Genomic DNA, 25,229 nt, shown 5'->3' on the forward strand with positions numbered 1-25,229 from the left:
ATGTCAACACCGGATCTTTATGGTTTAAGAGAGCGCTTCGAACAGGATAAAATACTATTGTGTTTTAATGGGCCGATATCGAGAAGCCTGATTGAAGAAATCGGCAATGCCTTGAAAAACTATTTACAATCTGAGCAACTTCCACCGGCGTCTGCGCTGGATGTGTTTGCTGCTTATATTGAGCTAACACAAAATATTCGACACTATGCTGTTGAATCACAACTGCCAGGAGCGGACACCGCAACGGTAATTGTCAGCCACAATGAAGACTGCTACAGCGTCGCAGCGGGGAATATTGTGCGTTTAGAGGATGGGGAAGCCTTGTTAAAACGCATTGAATCCTTTGCCACGATGGACAAAGTAGAGTTAAAGGCGGCCTATAAGGCTCAATTAAGAAAGCCGCGAGATCCCCAAGCAACGACAGGCGCTGGGTTGGGGTTAATTGATATGGCTCGAAAATCCAGTAAACCAATGGCCGCAACATTAAAGCCCATTGACAATGAAACCGCCTATTTCAGCTTAAGTATACAAATCTGAGACACACTATGAATGAGTTATTGATTAACAGTACCCAATCCTCTCCAGAAATTCGAGGGGACTGGGAAAATGGCATTCTTTATATGAAGGGTGATTCTTACCCAGAGAATTCCTATGAACTGTATGCCGACGTGGTGGCTTGGGTTAGCCGCTTTTTAACTACAAACTCGTCCCCTTTGACCCTAGAGTTGAGCCTAATTTACCTTAATACAAGCAGTATAAAGGTCATGATGGATATTTTTGATGAAATGGAAGATGCATTTCAGTCAGGACGCTCAGTGGCGGTGAAATGGCTATATGACAAAGAAAATGAGCGTGTTGCAGAGCTCGCCGAAGAGTTTAAAGAAGACTGCAGCTTTCCTTTCGACATTATAGGTGGCTGATGAAAATTGATTTTTCAGCACTAGAAGAAGATGTTGTGAATATTTTGGAAAACCCAGAATACGACAACCATCCTGCCCGAGAGGTATTAGGCCGTTTGTGGGAAATGAACCTGAACCAGTGGAATCGGGTTGAGCGTATTACGCGTTTGTCAGACTCTTACCAAGATATGATGATGCAGCGGGAAAAAAGTCTCAGTGCGCGATTTGATAAGCACTTACGCCAGTTAGAGAAGATCACTCGGATTTCGGATCATTATCAGCGAATTTTGAAGCAAATGAACAGTGAGCTTGAGCAGACCGCGTTAATGGACCCCCTGACCGAACTTCCTAACCGTCGTATGATGATGAAACGTCTGTCCCATGAGTTCGAGCCTAATAGCCAGCATAAGGTGTATTGCGTTGCCATGGTGGATGTGGATCATTTTAAACTGATTAATGATCAGCATGGTCATCAAATTGGTGATGATGTCTTGGTCGCGCTAGGTCAACTCATGTCCAATATTGTGGCTGAAGATGTACATATCGGGCGCTGGGGTGGAGAAGAGTTTTTAGTGCTCTTACCAGGAAAAGACCAAGGAGAGTCACAGTCGTTAATGGAGCAGATGCGCATAGCGATCGAGCAGCTGGCGCTTAACTTTGGCGACAAGCAACTGACCACCAGTGTCAGTATCGGTATAAGTCAATATCGTCAAGGGGACACGGTGGATTCCTTACTAACCCGAGCGGATGATGCTCTTTATGTGGCTAAGTCATTGGGCCGTAATCAAATTTCTCTGGATTAATCGATCGTCATAGAAGCGTTTTCGATAGCACGCAAACGCTTTGTTGGCGATGACGACCGCCTGCCAGAAGGCCAAGTATCACGAGCCGCTCTAGGCTCGTTGTTAACCAAATTCAGAACGACCTAGCCTGCCTTTTCTGTCATAGACATTAGTCTAGGTGGTGTTCAAATCTACTTCTAAAAGGCGCATTATGTTATTAACTCGATACGAAGAGCATAATAATAATGGCAGCCATCGACGTTTCTGAGGTACAAAAGTTCCTCTACTCAACCCCTCCTTTTGCCAATTTATCCAGCGCTCAAATGGCGTCTATATTGAATGGCATGGAGGTGTCTTATGTACGCCAAGGGCAGACTCTAACGCTTGCTGGCGCAGCGGCTACCTTACATTTGATCCGTCGTGGCGCCTGTGAAATACGCACTCCAAATGGCGCGTTAGTGGATCAAATAGCCGATGGCGAATGCTTTGGCGTTTCCAGTGTGCTGGCCCAAAATCCTGATGGTTTAGAAATCGTCGCCATGGAAGACAGTTTGGTTTACCGTTTTGCAAAAGCTTCTTTTCTTCAGGTTTTCGAGCAAAGCGAAGCGCTCAGACTGTTTTTTGAACACACTCAACATCATCGTTCCCGTAAATTATCCCGCACCCAAGGTTCAGACATTAATACCCCGGCTTTGCAGCTTTCTACACCGATTGAGCAGGTGATGACACGTCAACTGATTAAAGCGACCCCTGAAGAAAGTGTGCAAATAGCAGCGCAGCGAATGACCGAAGCGCGGGTGAGCTCGATTCTGATTGTAGACGCTAAAGAAGAGCATAAACCTTTAGTTGGCATAGTGACGGACCGAGATTTGCGTTCTCGCGTGCTGGCATTGGGCATCACATCAGAGCTGTCCTTGAGCGAAGTGATGACCTGTGCTCCTGCGACCTTATCACCAGATTCTCTGGTAATGCAGGCGCAAACCCTGATGAGTGAATACAATATTCACCATTTGCCGGTCGTTACGGGGGATGGGGTACCGGTGGGCATGGTGACCGCGGCTGACTTACTGAGACATCAAGAGTTGAGCCCTATTCTATTGATTAATCAGATTCACCGACAAACGACAGTCGAAAATCTGGCCCGAGTTTGTCAACAGTGGCCGACCTTGATTGTTAATTTGATTTTAACGGATATGAAGCCGGCAGATATTGGTAAAGTATTAGCGGCAGTGAGTGACAACCTGACCCGTCGTTTAATCGAATTAGCCATTGCAAAGTTTGGCCAGCCTCCGTTCCCTTTCCAGTTTCTAGTATTTGGCTCCCAAGCACGAAAAGACCAATCCTTGGGCAGTGATCAGGATAATGGCTTGATGCTTTCTAGCCCTCCTAATGCACAACAGAGCGAGTATTTCTCAGCCTTATCCAACTATGTCTGTGAGGGGTTGGGGGCGTGCGGTATTCGTTTGTGTCCGGGTAATATTATGGCCAGTAATCCCGATTGGCGAATGACACAAGAACAATGGCAGCAAGCGTTTTCTAATTGGATCACCAGTGCGGCGCCAAGCGCCTTGTTAAACGCCAGTATTTTCTTTGATATTCGCTGTGTCTATGGCGATGAAAAAGCGCTGACGGACTTGCTCAAAGGAATGCAGAAAGACATTGCCAAAAACAGTTTGTTTTTAGTTTCTTTGACCCGTAGTGCCTTGGCAAGCAAACCGCCATTGGGCTTTTTTCGTCACTTCTTGTTGGAATCCTCAGGAGAACATAAGCACCAACTAGATCTAAAGCATCAGGGGTTGGCATTAATCAATGATATTGCCCGCTTATATGGGGTGGCCTGCCAGACGTATCGGGTCGGTACCATACCGCGTTTAGAGCAGGCGATTCGAGAGAAGTTAATAAGCGAAGACATTGCGCGTAATTTGATCGATGCATGGGACGAATTAAATGGCTTAAGGCTGGAAGCTCAACGACGTCACTGGCAAGCGGCTGGTAAAGCCAGTGCTTATCTTGACCCCAGCACGTTAAGTCCATTAGAGCGTAAACATTTAAAAGCCACTTTCGCGACTATTAAAGAAGCGCAGGAAATCGTATTGCAGCGTTTCGCACGAGGCTATGCCTAATGCTTGCTTCTATTATTGCCCGTTTTCAGACCTGGCGACGTCATAGATTAACCGCAAAACGGCCATGGCAAGATTGGGAATATCTGGTGTTAGACATCGAGACCAGTGGCCTAGACGCAAAGCAAGATCACATTATTAGCATCGGTTGGGTGGTGATTCGAGAAGGGCAAATTCAGTTGGATTCTGCGCAGCATCTGTTATTAAACGGGGCGCAAGTGGAAGCCAGTGTGGGCATTCATTTAATTACCGATGGTGACTTAGAAGATCATGGTCGCCGTGAGCAGAGTGTGATCCGCTATTTGCGTTTATTGCTTCGAGATAAGGTGTTGGTGATGCACCATGCGCCGTTGGAATTGAGTTTTTTAAAAGCGTGGTGGCGGCAGCAACAGCAAGCCTCGCTCACGTTACATTGGCTGGATACACTGGCCATAGAAAGGACGAAGTCATTGCGTGCTAGTCAACCGATACAAGAAGGCGGCTTTCGCTTAGCTCCTTGTCGAGCCCGTTATGGGCTGCCTGAGTACCAAGGCCATGATGCGCTCACCGATGCTTTGGCAACCGCCGAGCTTTTGCTCGCCCAAATTTCCTACCAAGGCAAAGATTGTCGCCTACATGACCTATTACAGATAGGTGGTGGCCATACCAAATTCGTTGCAGGTTAATGAGTTAACCCACAGCGTGATATGCTTGCTCGGTGCCTTGGAGCAAGGGGTCGCTTAGTGAATATTCCACATCAAACTTGCCCATAATGCGCTATTAAGTAGTGCACTACTTAATGCTAAAAAATAAGAACTTATTCACATCAGCACAGTTAATGGCGCGACCATTAAGAGTGGGCGAGTAAGTTCTGTCTAAGCGCTTCAATAGTCGCTTTGGTGTCTGCCAATTGGTCCAACGAAAGGTCTAAAGTGCAGACCGCTTGTTGGACAATGGCTTCTACTTTGGCTTCTAAGGCGTCCCCTTGCTGAGTTAACTCAATGATGACATGACGTTCATCATCTTTCGCGCGGTGCCTAGTGACTAAGCCTGATGACTCCATCCTTTTGAGTAACGGAGTCAAGGTGGCTGAGTCTAGATAGAGCTGTTCTCCAATAGTAGAAACGGAGCAGGATCTATGTTGCCAAAGTACAATTAAAACCAGGTATTGTGGGTAAGTGATGCCTAAGGGCTTGAGTAGTTTCCGGTATAACTTGTTCATCGCCAAAGACGTTGAGTACAAGGAGAAACACAAAAGCTCGTTCAATTTTAGAACGCCTGTCATGGCGGACTTACCTCTAAACTCTGGATTCGTCGATAATAGATAGCGCGCTATTTAATAGCAATCCTTACGACGTCACTTCCTTGCTTTTTGATTTCTTGCTCCTACTTGCCTGCCATAACGGAGTAAATGTTATGGCGTCCTTGCATATTGTCCGTTTTGTTTAATTAGCTTTGAGAAGGGCTGGGGTTAAATTCCCAGGCTTCACGGCTGGGCTCAGATGCCAGATGTTTTGGGTTTTCAGACCAGTGAATCAAGTTGAGCTCGCCGCCGTTAGATTCGGTTAACGCGGTACAGTGCTCTACCCAATCACCATCATTACAGTAAAGAGTATCGTCCTTCAGGCGAAAAGAAGCGTAATGAATATGGCCACAGATATAGCCATCCACATGGTGATTTTTAGCAGACTTCAATGCAGCTGTTTCGAAGCGTTCTATAAACTCTTTGGCTTTATTAATATGGGTTTTTAAGTAGCCGGCCAAGGACCAGTAAGGCAGCCCAATAAAGCGGCGCACACCATTGATCCATTGATTGAGTGACAGCATAAGGCCATGCGCACGGTCGCCAATAGCCAGCATCAGAGGGCTGATCTTGATCATCTGATCAAACTCATCTCCGTGACTAACATGGAACACACGACCGTCTGACGTTGTGTGTTTCGCATTTAGGCGTATATCGATACCTGATAGGGTTTGCCCAGCAAATTGTCTGAAGAAAGCATCGTGATTACCTGGTATGTAGATCACTTTAGTACCAGAGCGGGCCATGCTGAGGATCTGTTCGATGATTTGAGTATGACTATCGACAAAGTTTGCACGACTTTTCATTTCTTGCAAATCGATAATATCGCCCACCAAATACAGGGTGTCTGTGGTGATTTTCTGCAGAAAATCTAACAAGTGGTCCGCTTGGCACGCTTTGGTGCCTAAGTGAACATCTGAGATAAAGACGGATCGAAAAGTCGTTTGCATAAGAGCCTCCTACGAGCAATATCTGTATAGAGTAGGCAGGCTAGATGACAAACTTATGAGCGCTAGATGACAGTTCTGTCACATCGCAATATTCGGGGTAATATAGGTATTTTGATAGGGTTGCAGGTAGAGGTAATTGCCCCCTTTTTGCTTTGCCGACTTTTTCGCTTGAGCCGCCAATTCTGCAACGAGGTGATGGTTGTCACACTCATCTGGGTTAGGGTTTACGACGCCAATGGCGAGACTCAAAATGGGGTGGAAGAGCAGATCACCTTGTCGGTTTCGAGTCCATACTCCGCCTTCTTTTAATGTTTCTTCTGTGTAAAAGCTAAGCACTTCTTGGGCAAAACGGCTTAAGATAGCACGGCATTGTTGTTCCCAGTCTAGGGCGCGAAAAATAACCACAAAGTCATCGCCACCTATGTGTCCGATAAAGTTGCCATCTGGACTGACTACCTCTTTGATAATGTTGCCAACCAGCTGGATCACGGCATCACCCTTAGAATAGCCGAAATAATCGTTAAAGGGCTTGAAATCGTTTAAGTCAAAGTAGGCCACATAAAAGTCTTCTTTAGCTGCTAAGCGTAAGCTGACTTCTTTATGAATAGGGACATTACCAGGCAGTAAGGTGACTGGGTTGGAATAGGTTGCGTTTTGAATCTTCAGCTCAGTAATACGCTTAAGTAGATCCCTTAAATGCCCAGTACCGACGAATTTTTTATCGCGTACTATGATGATCTCATTGTTAAGCGTATCTGCTTCTTGATTGGTAACCAGTTCAGAAACGGCAGACAAACTCACCGTGCTTTCTACAATAAGCACGTCTTCACTGAGCAAAATAGTGGCCGGCTTATGTTCATATAAGGCGCGCCCATAGGTAGTGGAGAAGAGTTCATGCAATTGGTAGCGACGTATGACACCAATCGGTTCCTGATTGTTATTCAGTACTGGAATAGAAAACAAATTGGCGTGTTCGATAAAGCATTGGGAGACAAAATTTAACGGACTTTCGACACTGACAGCAGGCGTTGTACGGGATAGAGTTTGTACGGTTTCGGCATGATCAAGATTAAACGCAGCACGACGTTGTGCTTGCTTTTGTAGGTAGGTATTTGCTTCAGTGGCTGGCATTTCTAATGGCCGTGCAAGAAAAAAACCTTGCCCATAACTGACGCCCATTTCAATTAACTGATCCAGCTCTTGTTGTGTTTCTATGCCTTCTGCAATGAGCTTACAACCTAAGCGTTGGGCAATGGTAATAATAGAGCGAACAAACTCTCGTTTGATCTCATCTTTATCCACATCATGGATAAAATGCTTGTCGATTTTGACAATGTCTGGTTGTAGTTCAGACCAAAGTCGAAGGCCGGAATAACCTACACCAAGGTCATCTATCGCCACTGGGAAACCCATTTCTCGATAATGTTCAACGCTGGTTCTAGACAGGCCATTGTGATCGTAAGGGTGCTGTTCAGAGAGCTCAATAATGATGTCTTTTTGATTGAGACCAAGCTCATTCAGGATGTTTAGCGTCATGCCTTTTTGGTGATAAGGTGAGCTTAAAAGGGACGCGCTTACATTCAAAAATAAACGTCCTGGTAACGCCAATTTGGCAAATCGGCTCAGAGCTCGTTCACGACATAGTAATTCCAGTTCATGCAAGCGTTGTTCTTGCATTGCCAGTGTGAATAAAGCATCAGGAGTGAACAGTTCGGTGTTGGCTGGGCCGCGGGATAAGGCCTCATTGCCGTAGATCGCACCAGACGATAAATCATAGATAGGTTGAAAAAGAGGGGTGATCAAACCTTCCTTTAAAATTTTATCCAGTAAAACTCGTTGCTCATTCGTACTCATCGTAGTTCTGATACTTTATCCGCTTATTGGTGAGCATAAGTTTATGTCGTATTTATGACCGTTTGATGACTGCTAATCGCATGAAAAGAGGAAGGCGATTAATATGTAGAAGGCAGCAGAGGGCTGTAACTATATGTCTTGGCGAGTAAAATTGGGAAAATAATCGGAACTGAGAGAGGCAAACCCCGTTACCTGATCGGTATTTTTATTGTTACCTTACGATCGGGAACTTGGGTCGTTTAGTCTTCACTACGCTTGTTAGAGCAAGGGCAGTCGACTAGGCGATAGCGCTTATTAATGAGCAGTACGGCCTTGAACGGAACGAGTAGGAATTAGGCTTAGCACGGCTTTCTTAACACCTGAAACCGCTTTTTTAAAAGCAAGAGAAAGGTAGTAGCGACGCATTTCGTAAGCTTTTTCTACATAGTAATCTGTGTCTAGATTGCCTAAATTGTCGTATTTATAATCAGTTTTCATCGTAACTCTCCTAAAGTTTGCGTGTGTTTTGTTTACGCTTTATATAATAGGGCTTGGATGAATCTTGAACAAACGATCAATTTTCAGCTCATTGATGAAAAAAACTAATGTTTAGTTTAAGTCATTGTTTTTAATCCATTTTTTAATGGTTTTTGTGAAGAGCCTGAAAGCAGCTTCATTGTATTGGTTGCTGACTGGCAGCGCGGAATCTGCCGGGCGGGTAGCCAGTACTCTTTTTGAAAAAGCGCGAGAAATAGCCTGGGTCCTTAAAACCTAAATGATAAGCGATTTCTTCGATAGTTTGGCGGCTATAAAGTAACTGCCGTTTGGCTTCAAGCTGTAACCTAGACTGGATTAAGTCATGGACACTTTGCTGCAGAATAAGTTTGCAGGCCCGATTCAAACGGCTGATTGACATGCCAAGAGCGCAGGCGTATTGGTCACTGCTCCAGTGCTCCTTGTAATGCAATTCAATCAAGGCTTTTAAGCTCTGAATTTGCTGGTCTTGTGCCGACATGGTCGTATTTTGCTCGCCGCTTATTGTTTGCTGGCGAGCTAATTGCAAAAGAATGGCATGGATTAAATGACGGCACATTAAGCCGCGTCCTTCATGGGGGCGGTGTAACTCTTTTTCTAATTGCTCTATCAGCGGCCAGAGGTCAGCCAGCAGCGAATCTTGGTTATTGAAAGAAATGCAGCTGGGTTGGTGTAACAAGGGTTTAATAAAGCGTTTGGTTGCTTCATCAATGTCGTCGATCACAGGAACCGCAATGGTAATAACGCGGCCATCAGTATCAGGGGCAAACTGAAAGCTATGCACCACACCGACTGGCACCATAATAGCCCAACTGCCCAGTAAATTTTGCTGTTGGTCATCTATTCGAATATTGGCCTTGCCTGACTTAAGCAGCAAAATCTGAAACAACTGAGCATGGCGATGGGGTTTTATTTTCCAGCCTAAATCACTGCTCCTCGATTCTATGGCCTCAATATGAAAAAACTCAGGGTCATCTATCCAATTGGATTCACCATATAACGCGAAATGCGGAATCTTATGCTTGCTTGTCATTTTTGTGGTCCATGTGATTGCGCCATGAAATTGCATAAAGGTGCAATATGCAAAAGCTGATGCTATTAGTTTGTTTTTATTGTTTTTCACACAATGTTGATATTTTTACCTATATCTAACGCTGAATTCACGCATTTTCTGTGATTTTTATAAAAATAATCCATTTTTGAGGAAAATATATTTTGTTCAAAAAGTACAATTTTTTAACCGATATGTGCCTAACGAAGCGCTTTTTAATTCGCCACTATTAAAGCCACTTTAATAGCGAGCTAAGCACTCGTGAAAAATAACAATAGAAAGGTGAGCAAAAATGAAAACGCAAGTTGCTATTATCGGAGCGGGTCCATCAGGATTATTACTAGGCCAATTATTATCAAAACAAGGCATAGATAATGTCATTATCGAGCGAGCCTCTGGAGACTATGTACTCGGTCGTATTCGGGCTGGTGTGCTTGAGCAAGGTATGATGGATCTGTTGCGAGAAGCTGGGGTTAGCGAACGTATGGAACAAAAGGGGGAAATTCATACGGGAGTTGAACTGGCCTTTAACAATAAGCGTGTTCATATTGATTTAGCCACCTTAACTGGCGGCGATACTGTGATGGTTTATGGTCAAACCGAGGTGACTCGCGACTTGATGCAAGCGCGCTCAGAAGCGGGTCTTACCACCTTTTATGAATCCAGTAATGTGGCATTGCACGAGGTCAAAAGTCAGTCACCTTATGTGACCTTTGAACAAGGTGGGCAAATGCGGCGTTTAGAGTGCGATTATATTGCGGGCTGCGACGGCTTTCATGGGGTATCTCGTCAAACTATTCCTGAGAGCGTACGTACTGAGTATGAGCGTGTTTATCCATTTGGTTGGTTAGGTTTATTAGCGGATACCCCACCGGTTAATCACGAGCTTATTTATTGTAAAACAGACCGAGGTTTTGCCCTCGCGAGCATGCGTTCTGCCACGCGCTCCCGTTATTACCTGCAAGTGCCATTAACAGATAAGGCTGAGAACTGGAGTGATGATGACTTTTGGCAAGAGCTAAAAAGGCGTTTACCCGATGAGGTTGCGAGTCGATTAGTGACAGGGCCAAGCATTGAAAAAAGTATTGCGCCATTGCGCTCATTTGTCTGCGAACCCATGCAATATGGTCAGTTATTCTTGGTCGGAGACGCCGCTCATATTGTGCCACCCACTGGCGCTAAAGGGCTAAATTTGGCTGCGTCTGATGTTGCTACTCTCTATAAAGTACTCACTCGAGTGTATCAAGAAGGCGATCAAGAGTGTGTTTCTCAGTATTCTGAGATTTGCCTGCGCCGGGTTTGGAATGGCGAACGCTTCTCTTGGTGGATGACGAATATGATGCACGATTTTGGTGATGTATCAGTGAATGGTGCGGATTCTGCTACGTTTGAAAAGTTCATGAGTTCAGAACTCAATTTCTATACCGACACAGAAGAAGGGCGACGAATAATTGCGATGCAATATGTTGGTTTGCCTTATGAGCCCCTTTCAGTCGGATAAAGGCTTAAATAAAAAATGAAAGAGAGTTTTTGGCTTTCTGATATGTGTTGTTAAAATAATAAACTCTTATAAATCATATAGATTTATAAGAGTTTATTATTTTAACCAATGAAATGTATTTAATGATTTCTGCGTAAAAGAGTTTTGTCTATTCAATTTTTCAATAGCTAAAGCCCAGAATGAATTACCTTTTTTGGCTTTGGGTTGTTAGCTTTTGGTTATCATAATAAATATAACGTTATCCCGGAGTTGATCATGAAAAAAACAATAAAACAGGTGGCACTGACAGCGCTTGCCTTATCCGCCATTAGCCAAACTCAGGCAGCAGAATATACCTTACGTTTTAGTCATTTCTTTCCTGAAGTATCAGGGCAAAACAAAGAACTATTCGAGCAATGGGCAAAGTCGGTAGAAGAAGAGTCTAATGGGCGTATCGATGTACAGATTTTCCCTTCAGGCACGCTGGCAAAAGCCACCGGCCAATACGATGCGGTAAAAAACAGCATCGCCGATGTGGCTGTGGTTATTCAGGGTTATACTGCCAACCGCTTTCCCCTTACCCAAATTGTTGAGCTTCCTGGGGTTGCACAAGGTGCTGCACAAGGTTCTTGTATCGTCGAAAGCTTATATGATGAAGGCTTGATTGCAAAAGAATACCGTCAAACAAAACCCCTGTTTCTGTTCACCCATGGACCAGGCGTCCTGCACACCACAGATAAAGCCATCAAGGTACCGGAAGATTTAGCAGGATTGCGCATTCGTCGTCCGACCTCTGTGGTCGCCAAGTTGCTAGAAGGTTTGGGAGCACAGCCGGTAGGAATGCCTGCGCCGGACGCTTATCAATCGACTCAGCGTGGTGTCATTGACGGGGTGGCCTTACCATGGGAAGGGCAATATACCTTCCGTCTTAACGAATTGACCAAATACCATACTGAAGTCGGTGGTTTATACACCCTGGCTTTTGTGATGACGATGAATAAATCCTTTTATAACCGTTTGCCTGCCGACCTTAAAAAAGTCATTGATGATAACTCCGGTATGAAATGGTCGAAAAAAGCGGCGTTAGTATTTGATGGCTTAGATGCGAAGGGTCGTGCTCAAGCAATCGAAATGGGCGATACCATCGATGTGATTAAAGATGGTGCAGAGAACCCTCTTTGGAAGCCAGTGTTATATCAAGCGACAGAAGAGTATTTGCAAGCGTTGCAAAATAAAGGATTACCTGCGCATAAGGTGTACGCTCGCGCGATGGAACTGGCTCAAACGGCGTGTAAATAAGCAAAGCTTGAGATTGTTTTAACTGTGCTGACTTTGGGGATTTCAGATGAAAGCAGTGAGTTGTTTTATTGCGCGCATTACCCACTTTATGCATCTTATTGGCGGCTTTTTTCTTGTCGCCATGATGCTGGTTACTTTGGCGGATGTCGCTGCGCGTGGGCTTTTCGGTATCACTGAAGGGAGCGTGGATTGGACCTTTACCGGTGGCATCGAGTTGGTTAAATACAGTTTGTTGTTTACTGTGCTGTTTATTTTGCCCCACTCGGTCAGCCGCTCACAAGTTATCGTAGATCTGTTTACTGATGGCTTTAAAGACACTACGAAGCGCTTGTTTGAAGCCTTTTATAGTCTTTGTTTTGGCGTGTTAGGCGGGGCGATGAGCTACAGCTTTTATCTTCATATTGAAGACGCCGCGATGAGTTATGAAACCACCCAAGATTTGATGATTCCATTAACGTATTTCTATTCTGTGGCCACTTTTGCCACTGTGATGCTGGCTATTGCCGCGTTTGTGTACGCGTTTGAACTATTGATTTGTGGGAAGGCAGAAGCATGAGTACATCACTAATAGGTTTAATTTGCATCGCCTTCATGATGCTTTTGATTGTGTTACGAGCGCCAATTGCTTTAACGATGGCATTGATTGGTTTTGGTGGTTTTGCTTGGATTGTGGCGTTTGATCCAGCGGTGTCAATTTTAGCGAATGGGCCATTTGAAACCTTATCCAACTACAGTTTTAGCCCTATACCTATGTTTATTTTAATGGGGGTTTTTGCCTCAAAAGCAGGTATGTCGCAGGCGCTTTTCCAAGGGGCTAAAACCATGTTTGGTAGCTGGCGTGGCGGTATGGGCCTGGCCGCGGTAACTTCTTGTGGGATATTTTCGGCAATATCTGGTTCATCTTTGGCCACCGCTGCGAGCATGTCTCGGGTGGCTCTGCCTGAAATGGAGAAAAACGGCTATGCGCCTACGCTGGCCAGTGGTGTATTAGCGGCGGGTGGTACTTTAGGGGTGATGATTCCACCTTCCATTGCCTTGCTTTTATATGCCCTGATTACCGAACAGTCAGTGGGCGATATGTTCATTGCAGGTGTGGTGCCTGGCCTGCTGGGTCTGGTGATGTACGGGATGACCGTGGCGGTGGTGGTGACTTTGTTTCCAGCGACAGCCAATCCTGGTGAAGCAACCACATTAAAACAAAAAGTGATGGGACTAAAAGGCTTGTTGCCTTTCTCGGCGGTTTTTTTGTTCATCATTGGGGGAATTTATACGGGGTGGTTTACGCCGACAGAAGCCGCCGCGGTGGGGGCGGGGGCGACCTTATTGATCGCACTGTTTCGCGGCATGCGTTGGACGCAGTTCCAAGCGGCAGTCAGTGAGACACTGGTCATGTCTGCGATGATCTTTTTCATGATTATCGGAGCGGAAATATTCGGCTACTTTTTGTCTGTGTCGCGCATTTCTTTCTCCTTGGTGGAGTATGTTGGCAGCTTAAATTTGAGCCCATACATGGTGTTATTGTGTGTGCTTGTTTTGTTTATGTTGCTGGGGTGTGTGATGGACAGTATTGCCATGCTGTTGCTGACTGTGCCTGTGGTGTATCCCTTGATTGAAGCGGCCGGCTTTGATCCTATTTGGTTTGGTATTGTCGCGGTAATTACCGTAGAACTTGGCCTGATAACACCGCCTGTGGGAATGAATGTGTTCGTGATTAAATCAGTCGCGCCTCACATCAGTCTGGGAGATATGTACAAGGGGGTGGTGCCTTTTGTGATCTCAGATCTGCTGCGTTTAGCCTTAATTGTGGCTTTCCCTGTGATTGCAGTGGGCTTAGTGAATTAGTCCTTGTTGTAGTATAAAAAAATGGCCTTGGGAATAATCCTAGGCCATTTTTTATAGAGTTAACGTCGGGCGCTTAGGGTTGGTTAGTAAGCCAGTTGAAGAGCTTGCTGACGGCTTGTTGAGACCAGTCCTCTGCCGCTTTACCCTCAGCACTTTGCGGGTTTTTATCTATGCCTCGAGCCCTGACAGTCCAAGAGGCTAAGTGGCGTTGGTCGGCTCCAATCAACGACAAAGTTCCTTCTTGAAAGACATAATACCGACCCTGTTGCATTTGCGTATGGTGGGAGGTTTTAGAGGTCAAGGTGAACACTGCATCCTGCTTCGCTGTTAATCCATATTGGGACAACTCACTGGCCAATAAATCGCTTTGCTCCGTGCCAGAGACATCAAAACCAAACTGATTCAAAGCCTGGTTGAGTTGTTGCTCAGTCGCCTGCAACGACTTGTCAGCACGGCCTAACAATGCCGCTTGAGTCGAGTATAGGTTCAGTTCATCTTGGTAATTTTTACGTTGTGCAAATAACGGTATTAAGCGCATGTAGGTGCGCCAATCTTGTTGTGCTGCCGTTTGATCAGGCGATGTGGATAAACTTGCTGCTGCGCTGCGTATCTTATCGTCGGTGTCTTTTAGAGCCTCGGTTAATTTCGCGATAATACGTTGGCGATCAATAGATTGCAGAACATAAACGTAATCGTCACCGGCAAAACGTTGTTCATTGACGGTTTGTTCTAATTCAATCGGGGCGGTTTTGACTTGGGTGTACGCGCTTTGCACCCGTATGACTTGTTCATTTTGACCGCTGGTCGAAGACACCTGAGTGTCTTGGGTATTGAGCTGACTGACCTGAGTGCGTAACTGCTGGGCTATTTGCGCATTGCCGTTTTGTTCAGCCTGAGCGAAAGCAAGGGCAAGGTTATCTATCCTAGGAGCACTGCCAACCCCATAAAGATGCGAGCGATCGCTGGGTGGCGATAGCACCCAATCAGGTACCTTGGTAGGGTCAGTCTGAGCGCTCTGAAAATCAGGCAGTGAGCTGATACAGCCAGATAAAACGGTGGCGCTCAACGCCACCAATGCCCAGTTTAAAGGACGAAACAAGCTAGCCTTTTTCATGGTTAGAAGAAACCGCCTTTAGTTGCCAGTTTCTTGATTTTCTTCTGACCATTCCAGACTTCACGATTGGTGGTCATGTTGATCAGTTTCAGGTCCACTTGATAAAAGGTGACTCGCTCATCGCCGTTTGAATCGACAATTGAGTTTATGGTGCCGGATAAGGCAAAGCCTGCCCCTTGTTCCAGCCCGAATTTGGCGACGGTATCTGGAGCGGCATTCATTTCTTGGTCGCTTCGTTCGGTACGAATGTCTTCGCGCTCTTCACCAGAGACCACAAAATCAACTTTGCCAGCGCGCAATAAGCTGCGTTTGATGTCGTTTACAAAGGTGTCGACAGGAATGTGCTCTGAGCTTTTATTGCGAATGGTTTGAATAATGACGGTTGGATTGCCTTTGTTAGAGAAATTGTAATCTCGGTACCAAGGGAAACTCAACATATCATTGATCATGGCGTCGGCGACTAATTTAGAGTCGATGTCGTTCCAGCGATCAGACACGGCCACCTCTTTGTCCGTATCGATTCGCTTAACGCTGCCTGAGCAAGCTACCAGGGTAACGGCGAGCAGTACCACAATTAAATGTTTCCATTGAGCTAATATGCGCATGATCTGGGTCCTTCTTTCTTTAACCTAACAATATAGGCGTTTTAAACGATTAGTTTAGTTTGGGTTACGTAAGTTCCATACTTTTATTTCATTGGGCTGTAAGACTATTTGACCCAATGAGAAGTCTTTATTGTCGACCGCATAATGAGGGTCATAGGTCGCGGCCCGCAATGGCTTGCGGGTTAAACGTACTTGGGCAGGTAAGGTTAGCCAGTTACGGGTATCCGCAGCAGATGAAGCAAAAACAGAGACTTGGCCAAGTAAACTGAGTATCAAGCTAGCAGTGTCATCATCCACGCTGCGGGCGACGCGATCTGCCAACCAGCTGCGTAATAACTCCCGTACCAAGCCTTCATAGATGTCTCGTTGGGCCTCAAAAAGCTGCTCTTGAACGGCGATATCCGCCAACGAAGTCATGCGAATGGTTTGACTAGAATGCGCCTCCTGACTGCTCCCTTTAAGATCCAATATAGGCGTTTGGTGATCGAGTGTAAAACGGCGGTAATAAGGCACAGTAACGCGAATAAACTGCTGCGTCAGTAAGCTGTCTAGGTGGGCTTGCTTTAGCTGACTCCAAACCCCAGAGCCGACAATAACGCGTTTGGTGAACACGCCACCAATGGCCCCCCAAGCGCCGCCAGCTTTGTAGTTGGCGAGCAAATTCAATGGGTTAATATCGGAATAGACCATGGTAAACCAGCGATAAGCGTCGCTTTGTTGCTGGTGGCTGCCACCCACTAGTGGTTGTAATACCAAGGAGTAAGCGCGCGGGTCCGCATACAGGCGCAATGACATTTCACTTTTGTCTGGTATAAAGCCTTGGTGCTCTAAAATAACCAGTTCTGCATCATCTTGCTGGTAGCTGGCGAGTAGGGTTTGCATCGCTGGGGAGAGCTTAGCCTTGATCAGCTTGTTGATCTCATCTTGGCTCCAGCCGCTACCTTTACGCATCATGCGAATGGTGTCCAACCAGGCCCGTTCAGCGGTCATGTCTGACAGACCATACTGTTTGGCATAACCTGCTTCATAGAGTTTGGCGGCATCTTGATAGCTAATGCGAGCGTCGTCGTATTGCTTGCTGATCTCATATTGCAAGCCTTCTACATAACGCGCCCAAGCATCGTCTCGATAGGCGTATTCTGCGGTGCTGCGACCGCCATTGTAAAAGTTGCCAAGCCAGCTGAGCGCCTTCATGTAAAAGGCTTGATCTTGCTTAGCGTTGAGATCGTCGTAAGTGGGTTTTTGTGCTTGAATTTCATTGAGCTTGTTGTCGATACGGCGCGCTTCGACCAAGGCTGAGTCACGCAATTTATCCCGTTGTTCTCGGTTATCTGCTTGCTCTGACAAGGCGAGGTAATTGAGCGATTTTAGGTAGCTGATGTAGATGCGTTCTAAGCCACTGCCATGATAATTTTCTTGTCTTGGATTAGTGAGCAATGCCCAAGCACGGTTCTTAAAGCTTTTTGGAAAGAAGGTGTCGCTGAGTTGATCGGCTTGTTCGAGTAAGCGGTTACTGCGTTGATAATCGCCTTGGTTTTGTGCCAGAGCGCCGACTTCAAGAAGGTACAGTAATTGATCTTGGGGAGAGTCTTGCAATACATCAGTGAATTGGCTTTCGGCTTTTTTCCAGTCACCTTGCTTGGCCAGAGAGAGGCCTTGATCGATTTCCTGCTGGTAGGTCGCACACCCGCTTAGCAAGAGAAATGTCACGCAAAGAATAGCCCACTTCAAGATTAGTGTCCTGTGCCTAGAAACTGGTTAATAAACAGTACCCCAACTAATGCCATGCAAGCTAGGTAAAGTAAAATCCAGCGCGCTTTCAGACAATAGGGGCAAGGTTTTTTCTTCTTTTTCGTCATGCTAGGTAAATGCCAAGTTAAGAGTCACGGAGGGTGTCTTTGTTCACTCTACTATGCCACAAAAAAGGAGGCACATGGCCTCCTTTTATAAGCAAAAAACGTGCATGACGCTATTGTGTTGTGGCTGTTTCTGCTTGTTGCTTCTGAAGATTTTCTAAATACAGAGCATCAAAGTTGATAGGCGCTAGCATCACCGCAGGGAAGCTGCCTTTGACGATTGTCGCATCAACATTTTCACGAGCATAAGGGAACAAGGTTGCAGGGCAGAAAGCGCCTAGTGCGTGATGCAATTGTTGGTCGTCGAGACCCGCAATAACAAACAAACCACCTTGTTGAACTTGTACTAGGTACGCTGGCTCATTGGCATTTTTGACGTTCAAGGTGATGTCTAACACGACTTCATAAACGCTTTCGCCGACTTGACGGCTGCGAGTGTTCAATTCCATAGCAACTTCTGGTTGCCATTCTTCTTGGAACACCATAGGGGAACGTGGTGACTCAAAAGAAATGTCTTTTAGAAATACGCGTTGTAAAGACAGCTGAGGACCTTGTTCTTCTTGGTTTACTGCCGCTTCGTTGTTATCAGCCATTATTATTCCTTTTTTTATGAAGAGTGTTCTGATCGACTGCCGTTGGCAGTGATGCCATTTTTATTTCTTGGTTGCTTAGTCTGCCGGTGTGCTTAGCCAGCTAGAAGCGCATCCAGTTTTTGTTCACGCTCTAACGCAAACAAGTCGTCACAACCACCAACGTGTTGTTCACCGATCCAAATTTGAGGAACAGTATGACGACCGCTTTTTTCCATCATTTCTTGGCGTACTTTTGGTTGTCCGTCGACACGAATCTCGTTGAAGGCAACCTGCTTCATGTTAAGCAATTGCTTTGCACGAGTGCAGAACGGACAGTAGTCACTAGAGTAAAGGGTTACTGTAGCCATAATAATCTCTCTTATTTCTTCACTAAAGGAAGGTTAGATGACTGCCATTCAGCGATGCCGCCTTGCAGTTTAAATACCTTGCTAAAGCCTGCTTTTTTCAGCTCTTTCGAACTTGGGCCCGAGTGAATGCCAGATTTGCATACTACAATAATAGGGTCGTTTTTGTGCTTCTCAAGCTTTGTTAAACTGCTTTTAATCTTAGTTGCAGGAATATTCATTGCACCAGTAATAAAGCCAGTTTTGAACTCTTTTTCTGGGCGAATATCAAGAATCACAGCGTCTTCTGTGTTCATAAGATTGGTTGCAGCAGAAGGTGTTAAGCCTTGTGGACCGCCTTTGGTTTCGGAGAAAATCAAGGTGGCTAGGACAGCTAAAAATACTGCGACCATTTCCCAGTGGTTAGTCGCAAATTCAATAATTTGATTCATCATCATAACGGTAAGACCTGTAAAAAAACTGCCAGCATTATACACGGCCAGCTTGGCGGGTACATACTCCTTATATACGGATCTGAATTCTGTTAAAAAGTTTCCTACTGCGTTGGCGAGTTAGAGGTAAAAGAGCATGGTTAATTTTACCCTTGTGACCATCAAATAAGTGCCACAAGGGTAAATTGGCGCGCCTAGGAAAGGAGCAAGGTGTGCCAGCTAGTTGCTGTTAGTGGAGTCAAAAATCTTGTCTGCATTGCCTTCGATAAAACTGTCGAATAATGTGCCATCCGCGGTTGGATGGCGACGGGCAAACTCATAAAAACAGCTTGGGATGGTGCTGCTCTTGCCATCGCCGAACTGGTATTCAATTTTATCCGCCATAGTGGACGACTGTTCTAAATACACAGCTGGAGAGCCTTTTACCAAACCGCCGACATCGTTTAGGCGATAGCCTTCGTCAAGGAGCAGTTGGTTGACTTGCTCTATGCTGGTAAAGGTGTCTAATAAATTGATACTCACGGTAAAGTGATTGGCTTGTAGCCCCATGGTCGCAAGCCAAGCGGCGTATTCACTGTGCTGGGTGAGAGTCTGATAATCCGCTGATGAGATGGGCCGCCATAAAATACCAGAGCAAAAGATCGCAGGAGACTGCACACAGTCTTCAGGGATCTGCTCGATCAGTGTTTGAATGATGTTCTGGCAGTCTTCTGGCAACTCGTCTACTAACAATTCAGATAAAAAGATTTTCGGTAGCGCCTCGTGCTCAGGGTGTTTGTAACAACGAGCGACCAGATGCTTATTTTCAAATCGAAAGGCACCGTATGCTTGGTAGCCCATGGCCATAAGCTGAGGTTCTAAGTTGGCCAAGCAGATAGGCGAATTAGCAAAAGTGCGGAACGCGACGTGGTCGTTAAGCACCTCTTCTCCATGGCTTTTAAACAAGTTCTGGATGCGCTTGGCTTGAGGCGTCACTTGGATGTATTGCTGCCATAGGGCGTCGAAAAATTCTGATGCATGCATAACTTACCTCCACAGATAGGGTCACAATTAAGGATGACTTTACTGGATCAAGTGGTGGACCAGCAAAGGGTAAAAATGCACTTAGTCATGCGAAAAAATGATGCGGGTCACGATGCGCTAGCGCTTTCTGAGCGGCCTTTTTATTAAATAAGGTGTTTTTAGTCATCAAAATAGTATTAATGACATACGCAGGAAAACTGTGATCTTTGTTGTGGGCTAAGCCCACTACACGCTTTAATTGAATGTCATTGAGCGTGCGTAACACGACGTCTGCGCGCCCCCGTGACGAATGCTCAGGAATGAGTGAAATGCCCAGCCCTGCTGCTACCAAATCCAGAGCGTACTCTTCGGTTTTCACTTGTGCGCGGACATCTGTTGTTAGCCCTTGCTTTTGCATAATGAAATTCCAAGATTCCAAAATGTCACAAGGGGTGCGCGAAACAAAAGGCTGTTTATCTATTTGTTTGATGGATAAAGAAGAATAATCCGCGAGCCAATATCCCACCGGCATGGCGATCACATAGTCGTCTTCCCAAAGAGGGTAAAACACATCGTCGTCTTGAATATAACTGTCGCAGGTAAAGCGTAAGTCAGCGCTTTCAGACGCGTCCACTAGGCTCAAGGTCAACCCAGGAATGTCATCCAACATGGTTTTGATGACTTGGCTGATCAAGGTGCCGGATAAAAAAGGCGCCAAAGAAATCGACAATGACAGTGGTTTATCACTGTGGCGGAACATGTCCTTTAGATTACTGAACTCATTCACCAAGCGGCAAGCATGGGGGTACAGCTGAGTGCCACTGTCGGTGGGGGCGACGCCTTTTGAATGACGTACAAACAGCTTGGTGTCTAAGTCTTCTTCCAGCTGCGATAAGGTGGTGGAAATGGACGGTTGAGCCACAAAACAGCGTTTTGCCGCCGCGCTTAGGCTGCGTTCTTCAAAAACTGCAATAAAGTAGCGAAGAGATCGAACGTCCATAATTACCCCCAAAAAAACTCTTATTACCTGAGTATGGAGCAGGCTATAGGTAAAAACTAGACCTCCCACAGGAAAACGGTATTTCTCATCATTGACTAAGCTGAGTAAGGTGTTGGAAAGACTTGAGCGCGGCAAATTGGCCATCAACGCTTTCTCTATTTTGTCATTTCACCAAGATTACCGAGGTTCAATATGTCATTAACGTGTTTAGAAACTTTAGGCATTAATCAATTAAAGCAGGGCGCTACCTTTTTCAGCGTGTTGACGGGTAACACGCAAGCGTTAGGGGACGGTGCTGAGTTTTCTGCCCATAGTCCAATTGATGGCGCGCGTTTATCGCAATTTAAGAACGCGACACCCTCTCAATTGCACGAGGTGAATAAAGAGCTGCAAGAGGCGTTTGCAATTTTGCGCAATATTCCTGCGCCACGTCGTGGTGAATTGGTGCGTCGTATTGGTGAAGAGGCACGTAAATACAAAGACGAGTTGGCCCAAGTGATTTCCCTAGAAGCCGGTAAAATTGTGCCTGAAGCGCTCGGAGAAGTACAAGAATGGATCGATGTCTGTGACTTTGCGGTGGGACAATCCCGCATGCTGCATGGTTTATCAATTGTCTCTGAGCGACCAGGCCATCGCATGATGGAGCAGTGGCAACCACTTGGCCCTGTTGCTGTGATTACAGCGTTTAATTTCCCCATGGCGGTGTGGGCTTGGAATACCATGCTCGGTTTGGTGTGTGGTGACCCGGTGTTGCTTAAACCTTCTGAGAAAGCCCCTTTGTGTGCGCTAGCCATGTATCGTATTGCACAAAATGTCTTGGCCGATATGCCTGATATTCCTAAAGCCGTGGTGTCGGTCATGATAGGCGATCGTGAGTTAGGTGAAGCCATTGCTGCTAGCGATACCTTCCCATTGGTGTCTGCAACCGGTTCGACTGCAATGGGACGAGCGGTGGCAACCACAGTGGCGGGACGCCTTGGTCGTTCTTTACTAGAGCTTGGTGGTAACAATGCCATGATAGTGTCTAAGAGCGCGGACCTAGACCTTGCCTTGCGTGCGATTGTGTTTTCAGCGGCGGGCACAGCAGGTCAGCGCTGTACTACATTACGCCGTCTTATTACCCACACCTCTATTGTGGATGGCGTTGTCGAGCGCTTGACGAAATCTTATCAATCCTTACCAATTGGTAATCCGCTAGCCGCAGGCACCTTGGTTGGCCCTTTAGTGGACGAAGACAGTTTTGCTCGCATGCAGGCGGCATTAGCCACTGCTCAGCAACAAGGTGGTGAGATTATTTGTGGCGGGCAACGGGTCACTGACGGTGTGCCAGCAGGCGGTTTTTATGTGGCGCCTGCGATTGTTCGTATTGCCCATGATGCCCCCATTGTTCAGCAAGAAACCTTTGCGCCTATTCTTTATGTTTTGACCTACGATGACTTCGAAGACGCCATTGCGATGCAAAATGAAGTGCCGCAAGGCTTGTCGTCTGCGGTCTTTACTGAAAACCTGCGCGAGGCAGAATATTTCATGTCTCCAGCAGGCTCTGATTGTGGTATCGCCAATGTCAATATAGGTACCTCAGGGGCGGAAATAGGAGGGGCTTTTGGTGGCGAGAAGGAAACAGGTGGCGGTCGTGAGTCAGGGTCTGATGCATGGCGTAACTATATGCGGCGCACGACCAACACCATCAACTATGGTGGCGATTTACCACTGGCTCAGGGCATAGTCTTTGAATGAGCTAGGGCTGCCAGTAGGCAAAGAAGGTGAGAGGGACGTCATCGTTTGTTAAGGCGTCCTGTTTGCTTGAGTTATTTAGCTAAGCCGTAGCGTCGGCTTTAAGGTCGTAACTATGCAAGATTCTGTGTGTGATTCCTTATGGCGAGCCAGTGCGCCAGCAGGCCCTCAACTCACCCAGTTAGAAGGGGAAATTGAGGTACAGGTAGCGATTGTTGGTGGTGGCTTTACCGGTTTGTCGGCGGCGCTTCACCTTGCTCAATTAGGCGTCTCTGTGGCGCTGATTGAGGCACAAGAAGTTGGCTTTGGTGGTTCTGGGCGTAACGTCGGTTTAGTGAATGCCGGAGTGTGGATGGAGCCCGACCAGTTAGATAAAACCCTTGGACTCGAAGCGGGAAGAACCCTATACAACACCTTGGCAGGCGCCCCAGAATTGGTGTTTAGCCTAATCAATAAATATCACATTCAATGTGAAACTACGCGACATGGCACTCTGCATGCAGGCGTCGGCAAGGCTGGACTTACTCAGTTACAGCGCCGTTGTGAGCAAATGCGAACGCGCGGTGCGCCAGTGGAATTGCTAGACACAGCTGAAGCGCAAGTACGCATTGGTTCGACTAAATTTATTGGCGCTTTGTTCGACCCAAGAGCGGGAACCATTCAGCCATTAGCGTATGCCCGTGGTTTGGCGTTTGCGGCGCTGAAAGAAGGGGCTTTATTGTTTGATCAGTCGCCCTTAAACAGTGTTCGGCCCTCGACGGAAGGTTGGATTGTGACTACCCCAAAAGGGCAAATACGGGCTGAAAAAGTGGTGTTGGCAACCAATGCATACAGCGAGCATGGGGTGAAAGAGCAAGCGCGGAAATTTGTCCCTATCTTTTACAGTCAGCTAGCCAGTAAACCCTTGAGTGAAGCCCAGTTAGCGAAGGTTTTGCCAAACGCAGAAGGTGTTTGGGATACCTGTACAGTGATGAGTTCTTTTCGCCTAGATCAACGAGGCCGTTTAGTGTTTGGAGGTATGGGCGGCGAAGGAAAGGCGTTATCCAATTGGGCATCTCAGCGGGTGGCTGAATTATTCCCGTTTTTGAGCCAAGTAGAATGGGAATATGCCTGGAGCGGCAAGATTGCCTACAGCGAAGATCACCTTCCCCATTGTCAGCAATTGCAGCACGGCTTGTTTAGCGTAGCAGGTTACAGCGGGCGTGGCATTGGCCCTGGTACCATGATGGGCAAAGAGCTGGCTGAGTGGTTTTCAGGCCAGCGAGACAGTCTGTCGGTACCTATGACGAGATTGCGTAATGTGCCATTACGAGAGCTGAAACGCCTGTTTTATGAGGTGGGTGCGCAGACCTATCATTTAGGCCAAAAAACCCACGCTATTGATTAGTTGAAACGGAGGGTTTGACAATAAAAGTGAAGGAATGCGCAATTTCAGGGCATTCCTTTGTGTGCCAAATAAGCTTAAGGTAGAGTATGCTTTTATCCTTCCATCACCTTAGAATGAAGTGGCCAAAGAATGCGGAGATATATCCCGTCGTCAACCGCGCTAAAATGTTTTGAAGCATCGGTTAGACACCTTAGCTTTACTCGAGCTGCGCAGGAATTACACCTTACTCAAAGTGCCGTTAGCCGTCAGATTCGCAATCTAGAAGAGTTTCTATCCCGTGATCTATTTATTCGTTTGAATAAGCGTTTGGTGCTTACTGGTACAGGGGCTGCGTATTATAAAGAAGTCGTCCCTTTACTCGATGGCATGGAGAATGCCTGTTTGCGAATGCTGCATCGTGAAGATGAGAAAACCACGTTAACCATTTCTGCATTACCCACCTTTGCTTCCCATTGGCTGGTTCCTCAATTGGCTGAGTTTCAACGGGATTATCCACAGTTTCAAATCAAGGTTAGGTCACTCGACGACGCCGCCAAGATAGACCCTGAAAGCGTTGATATTATTCTTCATTATGGTGGTGACCATTGGCCACGTGCTGTGTCTCATCAGTTGATGCAAGAGAAGGTCGTGGCGGTGTGTTCCAGCGCCTTGTTGGCGCAATACCAAGACGGCCGAAGCGGTACTGAGTGGCAGTGCAGTGACGTGGTGAATTTGCCACTCTTGCATTCCTCCGCAAGAATTAATGCTTGGCCCGATTGGATGGTAGCCCAAGGCCTTGAAAGCGGCTCGTTTGCCGGCACTTCATTTGAACACTTTCATATGCTTATAGAAGCGGCGAAAAACAGCATGGGCGTGGCAGTGATTCCTAGCATCCTAGCCCAGGGAAGTTTACTCAATGGCGATCTAGTAGCGCCGTTTGGCGATGAAGTTGCGACCCCCCATGAATATCTGCTGTCTTACCCTGCAGACAAGGCTGATTTGGAGCAGGTAGTGACTTTTCGTGACTGGTTGTTAGCCAGACAAGTGGCATGATAAAAAGAATTAATGAACGGAATAGTGTTGTCAGTCTGTAATTAAATTACATGCCTGTG

At 46.3% G+C, this 25,229-nt stretch carries 25 protein-coding genes; 12 read left to right on the top strand and 13 right to left on the bottom strand.

Annotated elements, in window-relative coordinates; all coding sequences use genetic code 11:
* From siaB to DFP81_RS12365, 5 genes are all read left to right on the top strand, one after another.
* Positions 1-537 (top strand): biofilm regulation protein kinase SiaB, encoded by a 537-nt coding sequence (siaB, locus tag DFP81_RS12345; RefSeq protein ID WP_115898148.1) that lies wholly within the window; start codon positions 1-3, stop codon positions 535-537.
* Positions 538-545: 8 nt separating this feature from the next.
* Positions 546-920, top strand: a complete 375-nt coding sequence (siaC, locus tag DFP81_RS12350; RefSeq protein WP_115898150.1) for a biofilm regulation phosphoprotein SiaC — start codon at positions 546-548, stop codon at positions 918-920.
* Complete coding sequence (locus DFP81_RS12355) at positions 920-1,702, top strand: diguanylate cyclase domain-containing protein (protein WP_115898152.1); 783 nt, start codon at positions 920-922, stop codon at positions 1,700-1,702. Before siaC ends, DFP81_RS12355 begins: the two co-directional genes overlap by 1 nt.
* A 224-nt stretch (positions 1,703-1,926) precedes the next feature.
* Entirely contained in the window at positions 1,927-3,804 is a 1,878-nt protein-coding gene (locus DFP81_RS12360) for a DUF294 nucleotidyltransferase-like domain-containing protein (protein WP_115898154.1), read from the top strand.
* Entirely contained in the window at positions 3,804-4,466 is a 663-nt protein-coding gene (locus DFP81_RS12365; protein ID WP_115898156.1) for a 3'-5' exonuclease, read from the top strand. The genes DFP81_RS12360 and DFP81_RS12365 overlap by 1 nt, the downstream gene beginning before the upstream one ends.
* 164 nt (positions 4,467-4,630) lie before the next feature.
* On the opposite strand, the gene DFP81_RS12370 is transcribed toward DFP81_RS12365, so the two are convergent.
* The 5 genes from DFP81_RS12370 to DFP81_RS12390 form a co-directional block, all read right to left on the bottom strand.
* Complete coding sequence (locus tag DFP81_RS12370; protein WP_115898158.1) at positions 4,631-5,065, bottom strand: MarR family winged helix-turn-helix transcriptional regulator; 435 nt, start codon at positions 5,063-5,065, stop codon at positions 4,631-4,633.
* 164 nt (positions 5,066-5,229) lie between these two features.
* Positions 5,230-6,033 carry a UDP-2,3-diacylglucosamine diphosphatase gene (locus DFP81_RS12375; protein WP_115898160.1) on the bottom strand — a complete coding sequence of 268 codons (804 nt, stop codon included), beginning with the start codon at positions 6,031-6,033 and terminating at the stop codon, positions 5,230-5,232.
* Between the two features lie 78 nt (positions 6,034-6,111).
* On the bottom strand, positions 6,112-7,887 hold the full coding sequence (locus tag DFP81_RS12380) for a GGDEF domain-containing protein (RefSeq protein ID WP_115898162.1): 1,776 nt from the start codon (positions 7,885-7,887) through the stop codon (positions 6,112-6,114).
* Positions 7,888-8,181: 294 nt separating this feature from the next.
* Positions 8,182-8,364, bottom strand: a complete 183-nt coding sequence (locus tag DFP81_RS12385) for a hypothetical protein (RefSeq protein ID WP_115898163.1) — start codon at positions 8,362-8,364, stop codon at positions 8,182-8,184.
* Positions 8,365-8,539: 175 nt separating this feature from the next.
* Entirely contained in the window at positions 8,540-9,433 is an 894-nt protein-coding gene (locus DFP81_RS12390) for a helix-turn-helix domain-containing protein (RefSeq protein WP_115898165.1), read from the bottom strand.
* Between the two features lie 310 nt (positions 9,434-9,743).
* Here DFP81_RS12390 and pobA point away from each other — a divergent pair, with 310 nt between their 5' ends.
* The 4 genes from pobA (at position 9,744) to DFP81_RS12410 (ending at position 14,072) form a co-directional block, all read left to right on the top strand.
* Positions 9,744-10,952, top strand: a complete 1,209-nt coding sequence (pobA, locus tag DFP81_RS12395) for a 4-hydroxybenzoate 3-monooxygenase (RefSeq protein WP_115898166.1) — start codon at positions 9,744-9,746, stop codon at positions 10,950-10,952.
* 255 nt (positions 10,953-11,207) lie between these two features.
* Positions 11,208-12,230, top strand: coding sequence for a TRAP transporter substrate-binding protein (locus DFP81_RS12400; RefSeq protein WP_115898168.1), 1,023 nt, complete (start codon positions 11,208-11,210; stop codon positions 12,228-12,230).
* Between the two features lie 46 nt (positions 12,231-12,276).
* Positions 12,277-12,786, top strand: coding sequence for a TRAP transporter small permease (locus DFP81_RS12405; RefSeq protein WP_115898169.1), 510 nt, complete (start codon positions 12,277-12,279; stop codon positions 12,784-12,786).
* Positions 12,783-14,072, top strand: a complete 1,290-nt coding sequence (locus tag DFP81_RS12410) for a TRAP transporter large permease (protein WP_115898171.1) — start codon at positions 12,783-12,785, stop codon at positions 14,070-14,072. Before DFP81_RS12405 ends, DFP81_RS12410 begins: the two co-directional genes overlap by 4 nt.
* 73 nt (positions 14,073-14,145) lie before the next feature.
* Here DFP81_RS12410 and DFP81_RS12415 read toward each other — a convergent pair whose 3' ends face one another.
* The 8 genes from DFP81_RS12415 to DFP81_RS12450 all read right to left on the bottom strand — a co-directional run bounded on the left by DFP81_RS12415 (position 14,146) and on the right by DFP81_RS12450 (position 21,017).
* Positions 14,146-15,186 (bottom strand): LPP20 family lipoprotein, encoded by a 1,041-nt coding sequence (locus tag DFP81_RS12415; protein ID WP_115898173.1) that lies wholly within the window; start codon positions 15,184-15,186, stop codon positions 14,146-14,148.
* 2 nt (positions 15,187-15,188) lie between these two features.
* Positions 15,189-15,791, bottom strand: a complete 603-nt coding sequence (locus DFP81_RS12420) for a penicillin-binding protein activator LpoB (RefSeq protein ID WP_115898174.1) — start codon at positions 15,789-15,791, stop codon at positions 15,189-15,191.
* A 54-nt stretch (positions 15,792-15,845) separates the two neighbouring features.
* Positions 15,846-17,522, bottom strand: a complete 1,677-nt coding sequence (locus tag DFP81_RS12425; protein ID WP_115898176.1) for a COG3014 family protein — start codon at positions 17,520-17,522, stop codon at positions 15,846-15,848.
* A 238-nt stretch (positions 17,523-17,760) separates the two neighbouring features.
* A complete protein-coding gene (gene secB / locus DFP81_RS12430) occupies positions 17,761-18,240 on the bottom strand; it encodes a protein-export chaperone SecB (RefSeq protein ID WP_115898178.1) in 480 nt (159 codons plus the stop codon).
* Positions 18,241-18,332: 92 nt separating this feature from the next.
* The gene (gene grxC, locus DFP81_RS12435) at positions 18,333-18,587 is read right to left on the bottom strand and encodes a glutaredoxin 3 (protein ID WP_115898180.1); all 255 of its coding nucleotides are present in this window, start codon (positions 18,585-18,587) and stop codon (positions 18,333-18,335) included.
* A gap of 11 nt (positions 18,588-18,598) precedes the next feature.
* A complete protein-coding gene (locus DFP81_RS12440) occupies positions 18,599-19,021 on the bottom strand; it encodes a rhodanese-like domain-containing protein (RefSeq protein ID WP_342769967.1) in 423 nt (140 codons plus the stop codon).
* A 213-nt stretch (positions 19,022-19,234) separates the two neighbouring features.
* Positions 19,235-20,038, bottom strand: coding sequence for a DUF1338 domain-containing protein (locus DFP81_RS12445; RefSeq protein ID WP_115898182.1), 804 nt, complete (start codon positions 20,036-20,038; stop codon positions 19,235-19,237).
* A gap of 85 nt (positions 20,039-20,123) precedes the next feature.
* Positions 20,124-21,017, bottom strand: a complete 894-nt coding sequence (locus DFP81_RS12450) for a LysR family transcriptional regulator (protein WP_115898184.1) — start codon at positions 21,015-21,017, stop codon at positions 20,124-20,126.
* A gap of 192 nt (positions 21,018-21,209) precedes the next feature.
* On the opposite strand from DFP81_RS12450, the gene amaB reads away from it, so the two are divergent.
* From amaB to DFP81_RS12465, 3 genes are all read left to right on the top strand, one after another.
* Complete coding sequence (gene amaB, locus DFP81_RS12455; RefSeq protein ID WP_115898186.1) at positions 21,210-22,754, top strand: L-piperidine-6-carboxylate dehydrogenase; 1,545 nt, start codon at positions 21,210-21,212, stop codon at positions 22,752-22,754.
* Positions 22,755-22,866: 112 nt separating this feature from the next.
* The gene (locus DFP81_RS12460; protein WP_115898188.1) at positions 22,867-24,138 is read left to right on the top strand and encodes an NAD(P)/FAD-dependent oxidoreductase; all 1,272 of its coding nucleotides are present in this window, start codon (positions 22,867-22,869) and stop codon (positions 24,136-24,138) included.
* A 129-nt stretch (positions 24,139-24,267) separates the two neighbouring features.
* Positions 24,268-25,170: a LysR substrate-binding domain-containing protein gene (locus tag DFP81_RS12465; protein WP_115898190.1), complete on the top strand. Its 903-nt coding sequence runs from the start codon at positions 24,268-24,270 to the stop codon at positions 25,168-25,170.
* The last annotated feature ends 59 nt before the right edge of the window (positions 25,171-25,229 follow it).

It is taken from the genome of Marinomonas pollencensis, from assembly GCF_003387375.1.
GTDB classification, from domain to species: domain Bacteria; phylum Pseudomonadota; class Gammaproteobacteria; order Pseudomonadales; family Marinomonadaceae; genus Marinomonas; species Marinomonas pollencensis.